Source organism: Nonomuraea sp. NPDC049709 (assembly GCF_040674815.1).
In the GTDB taxonomy this organism is placed as follows: Bacteria; Actinomycetota; Actinomycetes; order Streptosporangiales; family Streptosporangiaceae; genus Nonomuraea.
Map to the genome: position 1 here is coordinate 1 of NZ_JBFANM010000041.1, position 18,148 is coordinate 18,148.

An 18,148-nucleotide genomic window follows, 5' to 3' on the forward strand; every position below is an offset into this window, starting at 1 on the left:
GGCGCAGTGCCGCCGAGGCCGAGAGCCTGGCCCGCCGGGCGCTGGCCAGGGCCAGGCGCATCGGGAACGTGGCCGCGGTGCTGTCATTGCGCGCCGACACCGACATCGTGCTGGAGTCGGTGGCCGACGAATCCGCCGGCGAGCAGAGCCTCTCGGTGCTCGCCCGCCGGGTGGGGCTGTCGGTGCCGACGCTGGAGAAGCTGCTGGAGGCGCGCGACGCGGCGGGCGGGCAGGCGCTGACCACCCGCGAGATCGCCGAGCGGCTCGCCGTCCAGCAGCGCACGGCGCGGCGGATGCTGCACCGGCTGGAGCTGGCGGGGCTGGCCGAACGCACCGGCAACCTCACCAGCGGCTCCAGCGGCCGCCCTCTGACCCTCTACCGCCTCACCCTCTGAACCCGGCACCCCTTCCGGGGCCACGGCCGCCGAGCGGTCCGGACCGTCCAGGAGGGCCGGAGCGTTGAAGGGCGCCCGGCCGTTGTAACGCGCCCAGCCGTTCAGGAACGCGCGGCCGTTCAGGAACGCGCGGCCGCTGAAGAGCACCCCGCCGTCCAGGGACGCCCGGCCGTTGAAGGGCGCCCAGCTGTTCAGGGGCGCCCGGGCGTTCAGGCGAGCCATCGGTCCAGGCCCTCGGCCACGAAGTCGTCGTCGCGGAGCCACGGGTAGGCCGCCCAGATCCGGTCGATCTCCGCGAGCTGGCCCGGGGAGAGCTCCTCTGCCGGGTCGAGGCACCAGCGGCCCGCCAGCAGGCCCTGCCGGCGCAGCACCTCGTGGATGCCCGGGATGCACCCGTGGAAGCCGTTCGCCGAGTCGAAGATGGCCGCGTTGGCGTCCGTGAGGTGGCCGTCGAGGCTGAGCAGCCTGCGCACCGCCCCGTCGTCGCCGGAGCGGGCCAGCGTGGCCTCCTCCAGCAGCTCCACGGCCCGCCGCACCCAGACCGCCCACTGGCCGAGCAGCCCGCCGACGAACTCCACCTCCACCTCGCGCCCGTCCACGACCACCCGGTGCGAGGTGATGAGATCGGCCAGGATGTGGTCGTCGTTGCCCGTGTAGAGCGCCACCTCCCCGGCCCGCCCCGCCCGTACGACGCCGTGCAGCACGTCGAGCGTGCGGTAACGATCGAAGGGGGCGACCTTGATCCCGACCACCGACTCGATCGCCGCCAGCCGCGTCCAGAACTCCCGTGACAGGGCACGCCCGCCCACCGCGGGCTGCAGGTAGAAACCGATCACCGGCAGCACCTCGCCCACGGCCCTGGCCCGCTCGATCAGCCCGTCCTCGTCCAGCTCCCGGTACGGGCTGAGCAGCACCATGTGATACCCCAGCGACCTGGCCAGCTCGGCCTCCGCCACCGCCTGCGCGGTGGGCCCGGTCGCGCCCGCCACCAGCACCACCTTGCGCCGGAACTCCCCGGCCGTGGCGGCGGCCAGTTCGAGCACGGGCGGCAGCAGGTCGGTGCCGTGGATGGCGAACTGCGTGGTGTGCACGCCCACCGCCAGCCCGCCGGCCCCGGCCTCCACGTAGTAACGCGTCAGAGCACGCTGGCGGCGCTCGTCCAGCCGCCTGTCCCCGGTCAGGGCAAGGGGATGAGCCGGGATCACCAGGCCACGCCTGAACAGGTCGCGCACGGACGTCTGCGCCTCTGGAGCCGTGCTGAGCACGTGAGTCCCCCTCTTTTCTGCTGAAGTGAGCACGCGGATCAGAAACGCCCGTCGCGGCGTTCGAACTTGGTGGGCTTGCCGAGCAGCGGACCGCCGTCCGCGACCCAGCGCGCCGTGTGCTCGATGAGTTCGGCGGGGGTCAGCTCGGGGTAGCCGAACAGGCGGTGGCATCTGGAGGCGTTGGAGAGCAGCGCCGTCGGCGCCTCCTCGCCCGTGAACACCGGCTCCTTGCCGAGCGCGGCGCCAAGGTCCAGCGCCGCCCTGCGCACCGAGACGAGCTCGGGGCCGGTGACGTTGAGCACGTACGGCGGTACGTCGGCCAGCAGCAGGGACCGGAGCGCGACCTCGTTGGCGTAGCCCTGCCAGACCACGTTCACCTGCCCCGTGGCCAGGTCGACGGGCTCGCCGGCGAGCACCTTCTGGGCCAGGTCCACGAGCACCCCGTAGCGGAGCTCGACCGCGTAGTTGAGGCGGATCAGCGACAGGCGGGTGCCGTTCGTCTCGGCGAAGTGCGTCAGCACGCGTTCCCTGCCCAGGCAGCTCATCGCGTAGTCGCCCACGGGGCCCACGGGCGAGTCCTCGGTGCTGCCGCCACCGCCCACGGGGACGAGGGGGTAGACGTTCCCGGTGGACAGCGCCGCGATCCTGGCGCCGGCGAAGCGGTCGGCCACCCGGCCGGGCAGGTAGGCGTTGGTGAACCAGGTGGCGTGCTCGCGGCCCTGCGTGCCGAACTTGGCCCCCACCAGGAACACGACGTTGGGCGCGTCGGGGAGCTCGCGCAGGGCGCGGTCGTCGGCGACGTCGGCGGCCACCACGGTCGCGCCCGCGTCCTGGAGCGCCCGGGCCAGCCCTGGCTCGGAGAAGCGCGACACCGCGATGATCCGCCGGTCTCCCCGGCTGGCGTTCACGGCCAGCCGCACCAGGCTCGGGCCGAGCTTGCCACCGGCGCCCAGGATCATGATGTCGCCGTCGAGCCTGCCCAGATCGTCGATGAGCCCGGCACTCGGCCGTGCCAGCCGCTCCTCGAGTTCCGCTGTCGTCCGCACGCGGTCTCCTCCATCTCTATTTACGGTCCAGACCGTAACCGGATGGAGCTCCGGCTGTCAACGGGCACGGCCTGGTCAGGCGCCGTTAGGGCCCGACCGGAGGCGTGGGTCAGACACCCTTACCCGGCCCGGCCAGGGGCACGGGCCAAGCGCTGTTACGGCCCCGGCCAGGGGCGCTTCCAGGGGCTGGGTCAGGCGCTCTCGCGGGCGGGGAGCGCGCTTTCGCGAGCCGAAACGAGCACGTCGAGCACGGCCCTGGTCTCCTGCCACGGCACCGGGCTGGGTGCCCCGCCCACCATGGCGAGGAAGGCCTCGATCGTCCCCTCGTACCCGAGCCCCTTCACCGGATCGTCCCCGCCCTCGATCACGATGGTCTCGGTGGAGTCCCGCTTGTGCAGGGTGACGGCGTACGACTCGGACTCCGAGACGCCGAGGATCTCGACCGTGCCGGTGATGCCGTCGTCCCAGCGCAACGCCATCACCCCGGTGTCCTCCGAGCGCAGCGACGCGTAGTGCCGCCTCGCCCCGGCCGCCCCCACCAGCCGGACGGCGGGACCCAGCAGTGCCACCAGCAGCTCCACCCCGTGGATCCCCATGGTCACCATCGTCCCGCCACCCTCGCCCGGCGTGTCCTGCCAGGCGTTGTAGCCGGTCGCCCAGATCCCCACGTCGTGCCGTACGGTGGCGCGCACGGCCAGCACCTCGCTCCGCTCGGCCCGCGCGCCCGCGAAGGCCGGGGCGAAGCGCAGCACCGAGCCGGACATCACGCGGTCGTGGATCGGCAGCCGGTCGAGCTCCTCCAGCTGGGCCCGGGCCGCGGCGGCGGGCTTGTTGACGAAGCAGGCCACGCCCGTCTCCAGGACCCTGGCCAGCGCCCGCGGCACCTGCGGGTTGGGCACGGTCAGCACCACCCCGTCGATCCGGCCCGCCAGCGCCTCCTCCAGGCTGCCCGCCACCTTCGCCGCGGGATTCTCCGCGGTGAAGCGCCGCAGCCGCTCGGGATCCGGCTCCCACACGACGAGCTCGGCGTGGCGGGCCAGGGTGCGGGCGTCGGTGAAGGGATGGCTGGTGGCCAGCCCGGCGAGGGCGATGCGCACGGTCGTCTCCGATCTGTCAGGAAGGGAGGCCATCATCGCAGCGCCCCTCCGGGCGGACGGCAAGGGTATTGACAGTACAACGATGACCTATTTACGGTCAGGACCGTTATCGACGGAACGGCCGATTACCTCCCGGAACGGCACGACCGGCAGCGAGCCGGCCCTGACCCCGACCCTGGGCGGTGGAGGGTTGTGCTGTTCACCGCACTCCGCGGTCCTGCGGCCGGGTTTCCGCAGGCCAGGGAAGCCTCTCCTTCGTTGCGGATCTTGGCCCCATATGCCACATTTCTAGAAAGAGGGGTACATATACGGAGGAATTGCATGACCATCGAGCTCGCCCGCCCGCATCCCCCCGAGCAGCACCACAGCCACCGGGACGTGACCGGCGGCTGGCTGCGGCCGGCGGTGTTCGGGGCGATGGACGGGCTCGTGTCCAACTTCGCGTTGATCGCCGGGGTCGTCGGCGCGGCGGGGGCCGGGCAGGGGGCGGTGCTGGCCGGGTGTGCCGGGCTGCTGGCCGGGGCCTGTTCCATGGCGGCCGGGGAGTACACGTCGGTGAAGTCCCAGACCGAGCTGATGCGCGCCGAGATCGCCGTCGAGCGGCGCGAGCTGGCCCGTAATCCCGTCGGCGAGCGGGCCGAGCTGGCGGCGCTCTACCGGGCGCGCGGGCTCGACGCCGAGCTGGCCGAGCGGGTGGCCGACGGGTTGTCGGCCGATCCGGAGCAGGCGTTGCGGGTGCACGTCCGGGAGGAGCTCGGCGTCGACCCGGATGACCTGCCCTCCCCCTTGCTGGCGGCCGGCTCGTCGTTCTGCGCGTTCTCGGTCGGGGCGCTGGTGCCGCTGGCGCCGTTCCTGTTCGGGGCGTCCGGGCTGGTGGTGGCGCTGGTGTTGAGCGTGGTGGCGCTGTTCGGGTTCGGGTCGGCCGTGGCGGTGATGACCGCGCGGCCGTGGTGGCGGGGCGGCCTGCGCCAGCTCGCCCTGGGCGTGGGGGCGGCCACCGTCACCTTCGCGCTGGGCCACCTGCTCGGCGTGACCATCGCATAACGCGCGTCGCATAACGCGCGTCGCATAACGCGCGCGGGCCGACGGTCAGGAGTGGTCGGCGCTAAGGAGTGGCCGCGCTCCGGGGCGGCCGACGGTCCGGGGCGGCCGACGGTCCGGGGCGGCCGACGGTCCGGGGCGGCCGACGGTCCGGGGCGGCCGGCGGTCAGGGGCGGCTGGAGGCGGCCAGCTTGATGCCGAGGCCGATGAGGGCGGCGCCCGTGAGTCCGTCCACCACCCTGCGTACGGCCGACCGGGCGAACACCCTGCGCAGCGTCCCCACCACGTTGGCCACCACCAGGAACCAGGCGACCGTGCCCGCCAGCGCCACCCCCGAGAGCATCAGCGCGGACGCCCCCGAGCTGAGGAACTGGGGCACCAGGGCCACGAAGAACAGCGCCGCCTTCGGGTTGAGGACGTTGGTCAGCAGCCCTTCGGCGAACGCCGCCCACGAGCCGCGCCTGCCCGGGTCGGGGACGTCGAGCCGCAGCTCCCCGCCCCCGCGCCAGGCCGAGCGCAGCGCCCTGACCCCGAGGTAGAGCAGGTAGGCCGCGCCGGCCACCTTGACCACGGTGAACGCCAGGGCCGAGGCGGCCAGCAGGGCCGCGATACCGGTGGCGGCCGCCACGACCCAGGCGAAGACCCCCACGGCGATCCCCGCCGCGGCCGCCATGCCTGGCCCGCGCCCCGAGACGGCCGAGCGGCGTACCACCACCGCGAAGTCCGGGCCGGGCGACATCGCCCCGAGCAGCACCACTCCACCGAAAGCCGCGATCTGCGCCATAGAGGTCATGGCGTCCACCTTACGAGCACCCTCCCCTCGGGGATCAAGGCGGACCGCTCCCATGTCCACGTCGGCACGGTGATCATCTCGGCGGGCCGGTCGAGCGGGATGGGAATGTCGAGCAGGGCGGAGTGCGGGGTGAGCGGCAGGCCGCCGCTCGGGATGACGACAGTCTCCAGCGGCGTGCGCTGGGACGGCCCGTCCGGCTCGTCGAGCTCGCTGCGCACCCACGTGGCCGGGCCGGAGAAGGCCATGAACGCCAGCGCGCCGCGCGGCGCGGCCCCGGAGTGGCGCAGGGCGCCGGCGGGCAGCCAGCCGTGCTGGCCCGGCAGGTAGGTGATGCCGGAGACGTGCAGCTCGCCCGCCAGCAGCACGAACTCCTCCCCGGCCAGGTAGTGGCCGTGCTCGGGCCGGGCCCAGCCTACCGGGAAGCGTACGAGCGTCGCGGAGCCGTCCAGCCGGGCCACCCGGACCGGCAGGTTCGACCCGGGCATCAGGAAGGCGTGGCCGGGCAGCTCAGCGTCGTCGAGCAGGTCGGTCAGCACGTGTGCCGTCTCGGCTCGTCAGCGCTTGCGGCGCCGCTTCGTGAAGATGGCCCGCAGCGTCAGCAGCAGCACGACCGCGACGAGCTGCCCGCCGATGACGATGCGGTTGACGTCGACGGCCGGCCGCCACAGGGCGTCGCCGTCCTTGAGCACGAACACGCCCGCCGGGGTGGCCCCGAAGCCGAAGCCGCCGCCGCTGCCTCCCCCCTCCTCGCCCTTCTCGCCCCGGTTCTGGCCCTGGCCCCCGCCGCCGCCCTGGGCGACCCTGGCGACCGGGATGACGACGACGTCGCCGTGTTGGATCGGCTCGCCGAAGACGCGTTTGACGGTCGCGGCGTCCTTCGACTGTTCCACCAGCTCCATGATGTCCATCCCCCCATCGTCACCCCGGGGCGCCGCCCCGTCGAACGCCCCTGGTCGTCGCCTGCTCACGGGCCTCCCGACCGCCCGCCCTCTCCTCCTACCCACCGCACTCCGGTGCAGGTCTCTCCCGGGACGCAACGACCAGGTAGGGGAGGAAGGGAAGGCGTCGAGCACGCGGGAGAAGGGGAGCGGGAGCGGTCAGTCGAACGTCGTGGAGATCTCGTGCCAGCCGCCCGGCGGGATGTCCGCCGCCCGCTCCGGCCCCCAGGACCCCTTCGCGTACGGCAGCGGCGCGTCCGTCAGGTCGAGCACCGGCTGCACGATCCGCCACGACTCCTCCACCAGGTCGAACCTGGCGAACCTGCGCGGGTCGCCGCTGACGGCGTCGGCCAGGATGCGCTCGTAGGCGGCCTCCATCGGCCCGAGCACCTTGGTGAAGTCGACGCTGACCGGCACCGGCCGGGTGTGCTGCTTGCCCGGCTCCTTGGCCAGCAGGTCGAACGTCACCCCGGCGTCGGGCTGGAGCCGGAACCTGACGAGGTTGGGGCTGTCGGGCGCGCCGCCGTTGCCGAACATGGTCACCGGCGGCCTGCGCAGCTCGGCGACGACCTCCAGGTCGGTGGTGGGCAGGCCCTTGCCGGAGCGGATGCACCACGGCACGCCGGCCCAGCGCCAGTTGTCGATGTAGGCGCGCAGGGCGACGTAGGTCTCGGTGGTGGAGCCGGGGCGCACGCCGTCGGTGCCGAGGTAGCCGTCGTACTGGCCGCGCACGACGTCGGCGGGCGCGATGGCCTGGACGGCGCGCAGCACCCGCCACTTCTCGTCGAGCTGGGCCCGGGCGTCGGTGGACGGCGGCGGGTCCATCGCGAGGATGGCGAGGAGCTGGAGCAGGTGATTCTGCACCACGTCGCGGATGGTGCCGTTGGCGTCGTAGAAGGCGCCCCGGTCGCGTACGTCGAAGTCTTCCGCCATGGTGATCTGCACGCTGCGGATGTGGGAGCGGTTCCAGATGGGCTCCAGCAGCGTGTTGGCGAACCGGAACACCATGAGGTCCTCGACCGGCTCCTTGCCCAGGAAGTGGTCGACCCGGCGCAGGTGGTCCTCGTCGAAGTGCTTGAGCAGCTCGTCGTTGAGGCTGCGGGCCGAGTGGAGGTCGTGCCCGAACGGCTTCTCCACCACGAGCCGCGAGTCGCGGTTGAGGCCCACCCCGGACAGGCCCTCGGCCACCGGCGCGAACAGGGACGGCGGCACGGCCAGGTAGTGGACCAGGAAGCCCTTGCCCGCCACCTCGTCGCGCAGCCGGGCGAACGTGCCGGGGTCGCGGTAGTCGCCGGCGACCAGCCGCAGGTTGCCCGCCAGCTTCTCGAACGCCGCGTCGCGGACGCCGCCGCAGGCCTCGCGGGCGTGCTCGCGCAGCCCGTCGAGGTCGAGGTCGGTCTTGGCCACGCCGATGACCGGCAGGTCGAGCCGGCTGTCTGCGGTCAGGTGGTAGAGCGCGGGCAGGAGCATCTTGCGGGCGAGGTCACCGGTGACCCCGAACAGGACCAGCGCGCCCGCCTGCTCCTTGTCGCGCGCCATCTCAGGCGCGCCTTCCGCGCAGCTCCCGGTATTTGCGGATCAGCTGTTCGGTGGAGGCGTCGGGGAAGGTGGTGGGCGGCTCGTCGGAGGTGAGCGCGGGCGCCAGGTCGAGCGCCATCTTCTTGCCCAGCTCGACGCCCCACTGGTCGAAGGAGTCGACGCCCCAGATCGTGCCCTCGACGAACACGATGTGCTCGTAGAGGGCGACGAGCTGGCCCAGCGTGGAGGGGGTGAGCTTGGGGGCGAGGATCGTGGAGGTGGGGCGGTTGCCCGGCATCACCTTGTGCGGCACGATGTCGGGCGCGGTGCCCTCGGCGGCGATCTCGTCGGCCGTCTTGCCGAAGGCCAGCGCGGTGGTCTGGGCGAAGAGGTTGGCGGCGAGCTGGTCGTGCATGCCCTCGCGGTCCTCGTGGGGCTCGGCGAAGCCGATGAAGTCGGCCGGCACGAGCCGGGTGCCCTGGTGCAGGAGCTGGTAGAAGGCGTGCTGGCCGTTGGTGCCCGGCTCGCCCCAGAAGATCTCGCCGGTGCGGGCGGTGACGGGGGTGCCGTCGGCGCGCACGGACTTGCCGTTGGACTCCATCGTGAGCTGCTGCAGGTAGGCCGGGAAGCGGTGCAGCCGCTGGCTGTAGGGCAGGACGGCGCGGGTCTCGGCGTCGAAGAAGTCGGTGTACCACACCCCGAGCAGGGCCATCAGGACCGGCATGTTGGCCTTGAACGGGGCCGTGCGGAAGTGCTGGTCCATGGTGTGGAAGCCGGCCAGCATCTCGCGGAACCGCTCGGGCCCGACGGCGATCATCAGGGACAGGCCGATGGCGCCGTCGTAGGAGTAGCGGCCGCCGACCCAGTCCCAGAAACCGAACATGTTGTCGGTGTCGATGCCGAACTCCGCGACCTTGGCGGCGTTGGTGGAGACGGCGACGAAGTGCTTGGAGACCGCTTCCTCGCCGAGCGCCTCGACCAGCCAGCGGCGCGCGACCCTGGCGTTGGTGAGCGTCTCCAGCGTGGTGAAGGTCTTGGAGCTGACCACGACCAGCGTGGTCGCCGGATCGAGGCCGGCGAGGTTGCCGGTGATGTCGGCCGGGTCGATGTTGGAGACGAACCTGGCCGAGATGCCGACGTCGGCATAGTCGCGCAGCGCCTCGTAGGCCATGGCGGGGCCGAGGTCGGAGCCGCCGATGCCGATGTTGACGACGGTCTCGATCGGCTTGCCGGTGGCGCCCTTCCACTCCTTGGACCTGACCCGGTCGGCGAAGGCGCTCATCTTGTCGAGCACGGCGTGCACGTCGGCCACGACGTCCTGCCCGTCCACGACGAGCTTCGCCTCGCGCGGCATGCGCAGCGCGACGTGCAGGACCGCGCGGTCCTCGCTGACGTTGATGTGCTCGCCGCCGAACATGGCCGCGATCCGCTCGCGCAGCCCCGCCCGCTCGGCCAGGGCCGCGAGCAGGTCGATGGTCTCCTGGGTGGCGCGGTGCTTGGCGTAGTCGAGGTAGAGGTCGCCGGCGGTCACCGTCATGCGCCCGGCCCGCCCGGGGTCGTCCGCGAACAGCTCGCGCAGATGCCTGCCCGCCAGCTCCTCGTGGTGCTTGCCCAGGGCCGCCCACTCCTGGCTCTGGGTGATGTCGCCGTTCACGCTCTTCCTCCTCGCGTCGCCAACCCGATCATGCCTGGTTCCATCGTCCCGTAACCCCGTACCCCCCGCGGTTGATTCCGCGCATGGCGGAGCGGAGTCTTTAAGCCCCTCAGTGGGATTCGCGGCCCACGTGGTCGCCGCCGGAGCCGACCAGGAAGTCGAGGTCGGCGCCGCGGTCGGCCTGGGTGACGTGCTCGACGTAGAGGCGCTCCCAGCCGCGTACGGGCCGGGCGTGCCCGGTCATGACCGGCTCCCTGGCGGCCAGCTCCGCGTCGGGGACGTCCACGTCGAGGCGGCGGGCGGCCACGTCGAGCACGATCGGGTCGCCGGTGCGCACCCTGGACAGGGGCCCGCCGGCGGCGGCCTCGGGGGCGGTGTGCAGCACGACCGTGCCGTACGCGGTGCCGCTCATGCGGGCGTCGCTGATGCGTACCATGTCGCGCACGCCCTTCTCCAGCAGCTTGGCCGGCAGCGGCAGGTTGCCGACCTCCGGCATGCCCGGATAGCCCTTGGGCCCGCAGCCGCGCAGCACCAGCACCGAGGTCTCGTCCACGTCGAGGTCGGGCGAGTCGAGGCGGGCGTAGACGTCCTCGACGCTGTCGAAGACGACGGCCCGGCCGCGGTGGCGCAGCAGCTCGGGCGAGGCGGCGGCGGGCTTGATCACCGCTCCGCCCGGGGCGAGGTTGCCACGCAGGACGGCGATGCCCGCGTCGGGCAGCAGCGGGGCCGAGCGCCGCCGGATGACGTCCTCGTCCCAGATCTCGGCCCCGGCGAGGTGCTCGACCAGCGGCCGCCCGGTGACGGTGATCGCGGCCGGGTCGAGCAGGTCCTCGACCTCCTTCAGCACGGCCGCCAGGCCCCCGGCCCTGAACAGGTCGTCCATCAGGTGCCGCCCGGCCGGCTGCAGGTCGACCAGCAGCGGCACGCCGGAGCCGGTGTGGTCGAAGTCGTCCAGGTCCAGCTGGACGCCGAGCCGGCCGGCGACGGCGAGCAGGTGCACGACGGCGTTGGTGGAGCCGCCGACGGCGGCCAGCGTGACGATGGCGTTGAGGAAGGAAGCCCTGGTCATCACCTGGCTCGGGCGGCGGCCCTCCATGACCAGCTCGACGGCCAGGCGGCCGCTCTCGTGGGAGCGTTCGAGCAGGCGGCTGTCAGGGGCCGGGGTGCCGGCGGTGCCGGGCAGGGTCATGCCGAGCGCCTCGGCCATGCAGGCCATGGTGGAGGCGGTGCCCATCGTGTTGCAGTGGCCGCGGCTGCGGATCATGGACGACTCGGACCGGAAGAACGCCTCGCGGGAGAGCGTGCCAGCGCGCACCTCCTCGCTGAGCCGCCACACGTCAGTGCCGCAGCCGAGCGGCGCCCCGCGGAAGTGCCCGGTCAGCATGGGCCCGCCGGGCACCACGAGGGCGGGCAGGTCGACGGAGGCGGCGGCCATCAGCAGCGACGGGATCGTCTTGTCGCAGCCGCCGAGCAGCACCACGCCGTCGATGGGGTTGGCGCGCAGCATCTCCTCGGTGGCCATGGCGGCCAGGTTGCGCCACAGCATCGCGGTGGGACGGACGTTCGTCTCGCCCAGGGAGACGACGGGCAGGTTGAGCGGCACGCCGCCGGCCTCCCACACGCCGTGCATGACGCTCTGGGCGACCTCGTTCAGGTGGGAGTTGCAGGGCGTGAGGTCGGAGGCGGTGTTGGCGATCGCGATGTGCGGCTTGCCGCCCTCGAACGCCTCCTGCGGCAGGCCGCGCCGCATCCATGCCCGGTGTATATAGGAGTTTCGGTCGTTTCCTGAATACCAGCGCGAACTCCTGAACTCCATGTTCGGCACCTTATCGGGGATTCATTCCGCCCTGTCGAGGAATCAGCAGGGGCATGGACCATATAGACGCGTACTGGCGGGCGGCCAACTACCTGTCCGTCGGGCAGATCTACCTGCTGGACAATCCGCTGCTGACCGAGCCGCTGCGGCCGGAGCACATCAAGCCGCGCCTGCTCGGCCACTGGGGCACGACGCCCGGCCTCAACTTCTGCTTCGCGCACCTCAACCGGGTGATCCGCGAGCGGGACCAGGACATGATCTACATTGCCGGCCCCGGCCACGGCGGCCCGGCGGCGGTGGCGCACGCGTGGCTGGAGGGGTCGTACTCCGAGCGGTATCCGGACGTGTCGCAGGACGTGGAGGGCATGCGGCGGCTGTTCCGCCAGTTCTCCTTCCCCGGCGGCATCCCGAGCCACGTCGCGCCGGAGACGCCCGGGTCGATCCACGAGGGCGGCGAGCTGGGGTACGCGCTCGCGCACGCGTACGGGGCGGCCTTCGACAACCCCGACCTGGTCGTGGCCTGCATCATCGGCGATGGTGAGGCCGAGACGGGCCCGCTGGCGGCGAGCTGGCACTCCAACAAGTTCCTGGACCGCCGCCGCGACGGTACGGTCCTGCCCATCCTGCACCTCAACGGCTACAAGATCGCCAATCCGACCGTCCTGGCCCGCATCCCGGAGCCGGAGCTGATCAAGCTCATGGAGGGCTACGGCTACCGCCCCCACCTCGTCGGCGCCGACCACGAGGAGATGGCCGGCACGCTGGACCTGGCGTTCGAGGAGATGGCCGCCTACAAGGCGGGCGACGCGGCCCGCCTGCCGATGATCATCCTGCGCACGCCCAAGGGCTGGACCGGGCCCCGCGAGGTGGACGGCCTGCCGGTCGAGGGCACGTGGCGCGCGCACCAGGTGCCGCTGTCCAAAGTCCGCGAGAACCCCACCCACCTGGGCATGCTCGAGGAGTGGATGCGCTCGTACCGGCCTGAGGAGCTGTTCGGCTCGGACGGCCGGCCGGTCGCCGGGATCCTCGACACGGTGCCGCGCGGCACGCGCAGGATGAGCGCCAACCCCCACACCAACGGCGGCGAGCTGCTGGAGCCGCTGCGGCTGCCGGACTTCCGGCGGCTCGCGGTCGAGGTCAAGGCCCCGGCGGAGCAGTCGAGCGAGCCCACCCGGGTGCTCGGCGGGTTCCTGCGCGACGTGATCGCCGCCAATCCGAGCACGTTCCGGCTGATGGGCCCGGACGAGACGGCGTCCAACCGGCTGTCCGAGGTGTTCGAGGTCACCGACCGGGCCTGGGACGCCGAGCTGCTGCCGACGGACGAGAACCTGGGGGCCGGCGGGCGCGTCATGGAGGTGCTGAGCGAGCATCTGTGCCAGGGCTGGCTGGAGGGTTACCTGCTGACCGGGCGGCACGGGCTGTTCAACTGCTACGAGGCGTTCATCCACATCATCGACGCCATGTTCAACCAGCACGCCAAGTGGCTGGAGTCGTCGCAGAAGATCCCGTGGCGGCGGCCGGTGGCGTCGCTGACGTACCTGCTGTCCTCGCACGTGTGGCGGCAGGACCACAACGGCTTCAGCCACCAGGACCCGGGCTTCCTCGACGTGGTGGTGAACAAGAAGGCGTCGGTGGTGCGGGTCTACCTGCCGCCGGACGCCAACACCCTGCTCTCGGTCGGCGACCACTGCCTGCGCTCGCGCGACTACGTCAACGTGATCGTGGCCGGCAAGCAGCCGGTGCTCGACCTGTTCACCATGGACGAGGCCGTCGCCCACTGCACGCGCGGGCTCGGCATCCTGCCGTGGGCCTCCACCGACCAGGGCAGCGAGCCGGACGTGGTGCTCGCCTGCGCCGGTGACGTGCCCACGCTGGAGACGCTGGCCGCCGCCGCGCTGCTGCGCGAGCACCTGCCCGAGCTGAAGGTACGCGTCGTCAACGTCGTGGACCTCATGCGCCTGCAACCGCCCTCGGAGCACCCCCACGGCATGGAGGACGCCGAGTTCGACACCCTGTTCACCACCGACAAGCCGGTCATCTTCAACTTCCACGGCTACCCGTCGCTCATCCACCAGCTCACCTACCGCCGGAACGGCCACGACAACATCCACGTGCGCGGCTACAAGGAGGAGGGCACCACGACGACGCCGTTCGACATGTGCATGCTGAACGACATCGACCGCTACCACCTGGTGCTCGACGTGATCGACCGGGTGCCCGGCCTCGGCGCCACGCAGGCCCACCTGCGCCAGCACATGACCGACGAGCGGCTGCGGGCGCGGGCGTACACGCGGGATCATGGGGAGGACCCCGCGGAGATAAGATCGTGGACATGGCCGGCCGCATTCTCGTCCTGAACACCGGCTCCTCGTCCATCAAGTACGAGCTCGTCGACATGCGGACCGGTGAACGGCCCGCCCGCGGGCTGGTGGAGCGCATCGGCGAGGAGCGGGGGCGCCTGTCGCACCGTGTGGGCGACGGGCCGCCCTACGAGAGGCAGGCCCGCTTCGCGGGGCACGACGAGGGGCTGGCCGCGGTCATGGAGGCGTTCGGGACGGCGGGGCCGGAGCTCGACCCCGTCGCGGTCGGGCACCGCGTCGTGCACGGCGGTGCCCGGTTCACCGAGCCCGTGCTGGTCGACGACGACGTGATCGCCGCCATCGAGGAGCTGGCCCCGCTCGCGCCGCTGCACAATCCCGTCAACCTGGCCGGCATCCGGCTCGCGCGCAAGGCGTTCCCCGAGGTGCCGCAGGTGGCGGTGTTCGACACGGCGTTCCACCGCACGCTGCCGCCGGAGGCGTACACGTACGCGGTGCCCCGCGACTGGCGCGAGCGGCTCGGCGTGCGGCGCTTCGGCTTCCACGGCACCTCGTGCGCCTACGTCTCCCGCCGCGCCGCCGCCGTGCTCGGCCGCGACCTGGCCGAGCTCAACCTGATCGTGCTGCACCTGGGCAACGGCGCCAGCGCGACCGCGATCTCCGGCGGCCGCAGCGTCGACACCTCCATGGGCCTGACCCCGCTGGAGGGGCTGGTCATGGGCACCCGCTCGGGCGACGTGGACCCCGCGATCGGCGGCTACCTCGCCCGGGTGGAAGGGCTCGACGCCCAGCGGGTGGAACACCTGCTCAGCTACCAGGGCGGGCTGCTCGCGCTCACGGGGACCGGCGACATGCGGGAGGTGCGCGCCAGTGGCGACGCCGGCGCCCGGCTGGCCCTCGACGTCTACACGCGGCGCATCCGCAAATACGTCGGCGCCTACTACGCGCTGCTCGGCCGGGTGGACGCGATCGTGTTCACCGGCGGGGTGGGCGAGCACGACGCCGCCACCCGGGCCGAGTCCCTGGCCGGGCTGGAGCGCCTGGGCATCGCCGTGGACCCGGCGCTCAACGAGGCGGCCTCGTCGCTGGAGCGGGCGGTGTCGCCGCCAGGGTCGGAGGTGGCGGCGCTGGTCATCCCGACGGACGAGGAATGGGAGATCGCCCGGCAGGCGTACGCGCTGACCGGCGACGGCTCGTAACAGGCGGCAGCGCCCCGACCGCGACCATCCCCGACCGCGACCATCCCCGACCGCGACCATCCCTGACCGCGACCGCCCCTGACCGCGACCGCCCCTGACCGCGACCTTCGCCCGCCGGCGAGGGCGGGGAGCGGCTCAGGTGTCCTCGCCGTCGTCGCGGCGGGCGAGCGGGACGGCCGGCACCCAGAACTCCACCGTCGTGCCCCCGCCCGGCGTGCCGCGGATGTGCCACCAGCCGCCCGCCGCCTCCGCGCGCTCGCGCATCTCGATCAGCCCGAAGTGCCTCGCCTCCGCCTCCGGGGACGGGGACGGCTCCAGGCCGGCGCCGTCGTCCTGGACGGTGACGTGCACGCCCAGGTCCAGCGAGGACAGCTCCACCGTGACCCGGCTCGCGCCGGCGTGCTTGCGCACGTTCGTCAGGGCCTCCTGGCAGATGCGGTAGACGGTGACCACGGTCTCGGCCGGCGGCTCGCCGTCCAGGTCGGCCCGCAGCTCGTGGGCCACGCCCGTGCCGGCCTTCATCTGGTCCAGGTAGGCGGCCAGGCTCGCCACCAGGCCCTCGGCGGGCGGGCGCAGGCTGAAGGCGAGGTCGCGCAGGCGGTGCACGGCGGCCTCCACGGTCTCGTCGAGCGTGCGCACCTCGGCGGCGTGCTCCTCCGGCAGCTTCTCCGCCCACGTCCGCAGCCGCATCCCCACGGCGACCATGGACTGGATGGTGTCGTCGTGCACGCCTGAGGCGATGCGGCGGCGCTCCCGCTCCTGGGCCCGGACCAGGCGGGCCAGCAGCAGGCCGCGCTCGTCCAGCGCCCTGGACATGCTGCGCCGCTCGGTCAGGTCGCGGGTGACCTTGCCGAATCCGCGCAGGCCGCCCTCGTCGTCGTACAGGGCGGTGATGACCACGCTGGCCCAGAACCGGGTGCCGTCCTTGCGCACCCGCCACCCCTCCTCCTCCCACCGGCCGTCGGCGGCGGCCTCCGCCAGGCCTTTGGCGGGCCTGCCCGCCGCGACGTCCTCGGGCGGGTAGAAGACGGAGAAGTGGGTGCCGATGATCTCCTCGGCGGAGTAGCCCTTGATGCGCTGCGCACCCACGTTCCAGCTGACGATCACCCCGCGCGGGTCGAGCATGAAGATGGCGTAGTCAAGGATGCTCTGGACGAGCAGCCTCATATCCTCCTGGGACTGGCCATGCTCGGGCATACCGCAGCCTTTCATGACCAGCACAGAGAGCCAAACCGAATTCAGGCCTCGGCCGGACCCGCCTGAAGGGGAGCGAGACGGGCAGCCAGCTCGCACCACACCACTTTGCCGCCCTCACCTGGCGAGACGCCCCAGCCGGTGGACAGCAGGCGTACGACGTGCAGCCCCCAGCCGCTCGCCGGCCCCGGGTCGCGCGCCTCGGGCAGCTCTGCGCCGGTGTCGCCGACCTCGACCCGCACCCACGACGCGTCCGCCCGCAGGCGCAGCTCGGGCGGGCCGTCCCCGTGCACGAGCGCGTTCGTCACCAGCTCCGACACCACTAACAGGACATCCTCGTGGCGCCCCAGGTAGCCACATTCGCGCAGGGCCATGCGGGCCAGGCGCCGGGCCTCCGTGATGCTGCCCATCTCCTGGGGCAAACGAGTGTCCACCTGGTACGGCTCGACCTCCTTACTTACCACGCCTCTACTCTCACGGAGTGCGGCGGCCGGTCACGAGACGCAATCGCGCCAGGCGGGCTGATACAGATGTGGGAAGTGACCTGGTGCGTTTGCGTCAATCCAGGAGGCCGTCCCGGCGGGCGAAGGCCACCGCCTCCAGCTTGGAGCGGGCGCCCAGTTTCTCCAGCACGTGCTGCACGTGGTTGCGCGCCGTGTTGTGGGCCACGCCGAGGCGGTCACTGATCTCGTACGTGCTGGCGCCCTCGGCCAGGAGCAGCAGCGTCTCGCGCTCGCGGGCGGTCAGCGCCGAGCCCACGTGGCCCGCCCGGCCGGTCAGCCGGTCGAGCACGCCCGGCAGCAGCCCCGGCGCGAACACCACCCCGCCGGCCGCCACCTCCCGCACCGCCGACTCCAGCTCGCCCAGGCGCGAGGACTTCACCACCAGCCCGGCGCCGCCGGCGGCCACGACCCTGGCCGCCACGGACGCCGTCGCCTCGCCGGTCAGCACCAGCACCCGGGTCCTGGGCGCGACGGCGGCCAGCCGGCCGATGGCCGCGATGCCGTCGCCGTCGGGCAGGCGGCGGTCGAGCACGACGACGTCGGGCTGGCACCTGCCGGTGTCGGCCAGGGCGCCGGCGATGGTGCCGGCCTGGGCCACCACGTCGATGTCGGGAGCGCGGCCGAGCGCCAGGCCGATGGCCTCCGCGACCATGGCGTGATCTTCCACGAGAACCAGCCGGATCGAGGGGGCGGTCGGCATCGTGCGTTGTCCCTTGTGGTGTTGCAGCTCGTGTCGGCGTCGCGGGCCGTCGGTCGTGCGTGCGGGCTCGCGGCTATGAGCAGTCTCGCACGCGCGGCGACCGCCCGCAGGAGACCGCGGCCGCCACCGGGTGCACCATTGGTAAGGTTGTCCGGAAATGTGCTGATCTGGACGGGTGGGGATAGGTGGAGGTCGAACAAACAGCACTGCCGGGAATCGGTCTGCGACACGATTTCACCACCCGCAAGGGACAGCGGGTGGGCGTCATCTCCCACCGCACCGGACGCCGGGACCTGGTGATCTACGACAAGGACGACCCCGACGCGGTCTGCCAGACGGTCAAGCTCAACGACGAGGAGGCCGACGCCCTGGCCGAACTGCTGGGCGCCCCCCGCATCGTCCAGCGGCTCAACCAGCTGCACCAGCAGGTCGAGGGCCTGGTCAGCGTGCAGATCCCCATCCCGGCCGGCTCCCCGTACGCCGGCCGCCCCATGGGGGACGCCCGCGTGCGGACCCGTACGAGCGCCTCCATCGTCGCCGTCGTGCGCGCCGGGCAGGTGTTCGCCAGCCCCGGGCCCGAGTTCGTCTTCGGCGCCGAGGACGTCGTGGTCGTCGTGGGCAGCGAGGACAGCACGGCAGAGGTGGCCGGCATCCTGGTGAGCGGGTAGGGC

General features: G+C 72.5%; 16 protein-coding genes and 1 pseudogene. 5 read left to right on the forward strand and 12 right to left on the reverse strand.

Translation table 11 applies throughout. From position 1 onward, the window contains the following. Nucleotides 1-395: pseudogene (locus tag AB0J69_RS35045) on the forward strand (hypothetical protein); the annotation flags it as partial. 209 nt (nucleotides 396-604) lie between these two features. Here the strand turns inward: AB0J69_RS35045 and AB0J69_RS35050 are convergent. The 3 genes from AB0J69_RS35050 to AB0J69_RS35060 form a co-directional block, all read right to left on the reverse strand. Continuing rightward, on the reverse strand, nucleotides 605-1,660 hold the full coding sequence (locus AB0J69_RS35050; protein ID WP_364126354.1) for a dihydrodipicolinate synthase family protein: 1,056 nt from the start codon (nucleotides 1,658-1,660) through the stop codon (nucleotides 605-607). Nucleotides 1,661-1,698: 38 nt separating this feature from the next. Beyond that, nucleotides 1,699-2,706, reverse strand: a complete 1,008-nt coding sequence (locus AB0J69_RS35055) for an NAD-dependent epimerase/dehydratase family protein (protein ID WP_364126357.1) — start codon at nucleotides 2,704-2,706, stop codon at nucleotides 1,699-1,701. Nucleotides 2,707-2,897: 191 nt separating this feature from the next. Continuing rightward, nucleotides 2,898-3,803 carry a Gfo/Idh/MocA family oxidoreductase gene (locus AB0J69_RS35060; RefSeq protein ID WP_364126359.1) on the reverse strand — a complete coding sequence of 302 codons (906 nt, stop codon included), beginning with the start codon at nucleotides 3,801-3,803 and terminating at the stop codon, nucleotides 2,898-2,900. A 321-nt stretch (nucleotides 3,804-4,124) separates the two neighbouring features. On the opposite strand from AB0J69_RS35060, the gene AB0J69_RS35065 reads away from it, so the two are divergent. Further along, a complete protein-coding gene (locus AB0J69_RS35065) occupies nucleotides 4,125-4,847 on the forward strand; it encodes a VIT1/CCC1 transporter family protein (RefSeq protein WP_364126362.1) in 723 nt (240 codons plus the stop codon). A 163-nt stretch (nucleotides 4,848-5,010) separates the two neighbouring features. On the opposite strand, the gene AB0J69_RS35070 is transcribed toward AB0J69_RS35065, so the two are convergent. The 6 genes from AB0J69_RS35070 to AB0J69_RS35095 form a co-directional block, all read right to left on the reverse strand. Next, the gene (locus tag AB0J69_RS35070; protein WP_364126364.1) at nucleotides 5,011-5,637 is read right to left on the reverse strand and encodes a LysE family translocator; all 627 of its coding nucleotides are present in this window, start codon (nucleotides 5,635-5,637) and stop codon (nucleotides 5,011-5,013) included. Beyond that, the gene (locus AB0J69_RS35075) at nucleotides 5,634-6,173 is read right to left on the reverse strand and encodes a hypothetical protein (RefSeq protein WP_364126366.1); all 540 of its coding nucleotides are present in this window, start codon (nucleotides 6,171-6,173) and stop codon (nucleotides 5,634-5,636) included. The genes AB0J69_RS35070 and AB0J69_RS35075 overlap by 4 nt, the downstream gene beginning before the upstream one ends. Before the next feature lie 18 nt (nucleotides 6,174-6,191). After that, nucleotides 6,192-6,545 (reverse strand): spore germination protein GerW family protein, encoded by a 354-nt coding sequence (locus AB0J69_RS35080; RefSeq protein WP_364126368.1) that lies wholly within the window; start codon nucleotides 6,543-6,545, stop codon nucleotides 6,192-6,194. A 189-nt stretch (nucleotides 6,546-6,734) separates the two neighbouring features. After that, nucleotides 6,735-8,114, reverse strand: coding sequence for a glucose-6-phosphate dehydrogenase (gene zwf / locus AB0J69_RS35085; protein ID WP_364126371.1), 1,380 nt, complete (start codon nucleotides 8,112-8,114; stop codon nucleotides 6,735-6,737). Between the two features lies 1 nt (nucleotide 8,115). Further along, the gene (gene pgi / locus AB0J69_RS35090) at nucleotides 8,116-9,747 is read right to left on the reverse strand and encodes a glucose-6-phosphate isomerase (RefSeq protein ID WP_364126374.1); all 1,632 of its coding nucleotides are present in this window, start codon (nucleotides 9,745-9,747) and stop codon (nucleotides 8,116-8,118) included. 109 nt (nucleotides 9,748-9,856) lie between these two features. Next, entirely contained in the window at nucleotides 9,857-11,563 is a 1,707-nt protein-coding gene (locus AB0J69_RS35095; protein WP_364126377.1) for an IlvD/Edd family dehydratase, read from the reverse strand. Nucleotides 11,564-11,616: 53 nt separating this feature from the next. Here AB0J69_RS35095 and AB0J69_RS35100 point away from each other — a divergent pair, with 53 nt between their 5' ends. Together AB0J69_RS35100 and AB0J69_RS35105 are read left to right on the forward strand one after the other, a co-directional pair. Next, entirely contained in the window at nucleotides 11,617-13,920 is a 2,304-nt protein-coding gene (locus AB0J69_RS35100; RefSeq protein ID WP_364126380.1) for a phosphoketolase family protein, read from the forward strand. Beyond that, the gene (locus tag AB0J69_RS35105; RefSeq protein WP_364126382.1) at nucleotides 13,896-15,080 is read left to right on the forward strand and encodes an acetate kinase; all 1,185 of its coding nucleotides are present in this window, start codon (nucleotides 13,896-13,898) and stop codon (nucleotides 15,078-15,080) included. The genes AB0J69_RS35100 and AB0J69_RS35105 overlap by 25 nt, the downstream gene beginning before the upstream one ends. A 135-nt stretch (nucleotides 15,081-15,215) precedes the next feature. On the opposite strand, the gene AB0J69_RS35110 is transcribed toward AB0J69_RS35105, so the two are convergent. The 3 genes from AB0J69_RS35110 to AB0J69_RS35120 all read right to left on the reverse strand — a co-directional run bounded on the left by AB0J69_RS35110 (nucleotide 15,216) and on the right by AB0J69_RS35120 (nucleotide 17,477). Next, on the reverse strand, nucleotides 15,216-16,247 hold the full coding sequence (locus AB0J69_RS35110; RefSeq protein WP_364126384.1) for a PAS domain-containing sensor histidine kinase: 1,032 nt from the start codon (nucleotides 16,245-16,247) through the stop codon (nucleotides 15,216-15,218). Nucleotides 16,248-16,318: 71 nt separating this feature from the next. Beyond that, entirely contained in the window at nucleotides 16,319-16,738 is a 420-nt protein-coding gene (locus AB0J69_RS35115; protein WP_364126385.1) for an ATP-binding protein, read from the reverse strand. A gap of 94 nt (nucleotides 16,739-16,832) precedes the next feature. Next, complete coding sequence (locus tag AB0J69_RS35120; RefSeq protein WP_364126387.1) at nucleotides 16,833-17,477, reverse strand: response regulator transcription factor; 645 nt, start codon at nucleotides 17,475-17,477, stop codon at nucleotides 16,833-16,835. A 185-nt stretch (nucleotides 17,478-17,662) separates the two neighbouring features. On the opposite strand from AB0J69_RS35120, the gene AB0J69_RS35125 reads away from it, so the two are divergent. Next, entirely contained in the window at nucleotides 17,663-18,145 is a 483-nt protein-coding gene (locus AB0J69_RS35125; protein WP_364126389.1) for a cation:proton antiporter regulatory subunit, read from the forward strand. Nucleotides 18,146-18,148 lie beyond the last annotated feature (3 nt).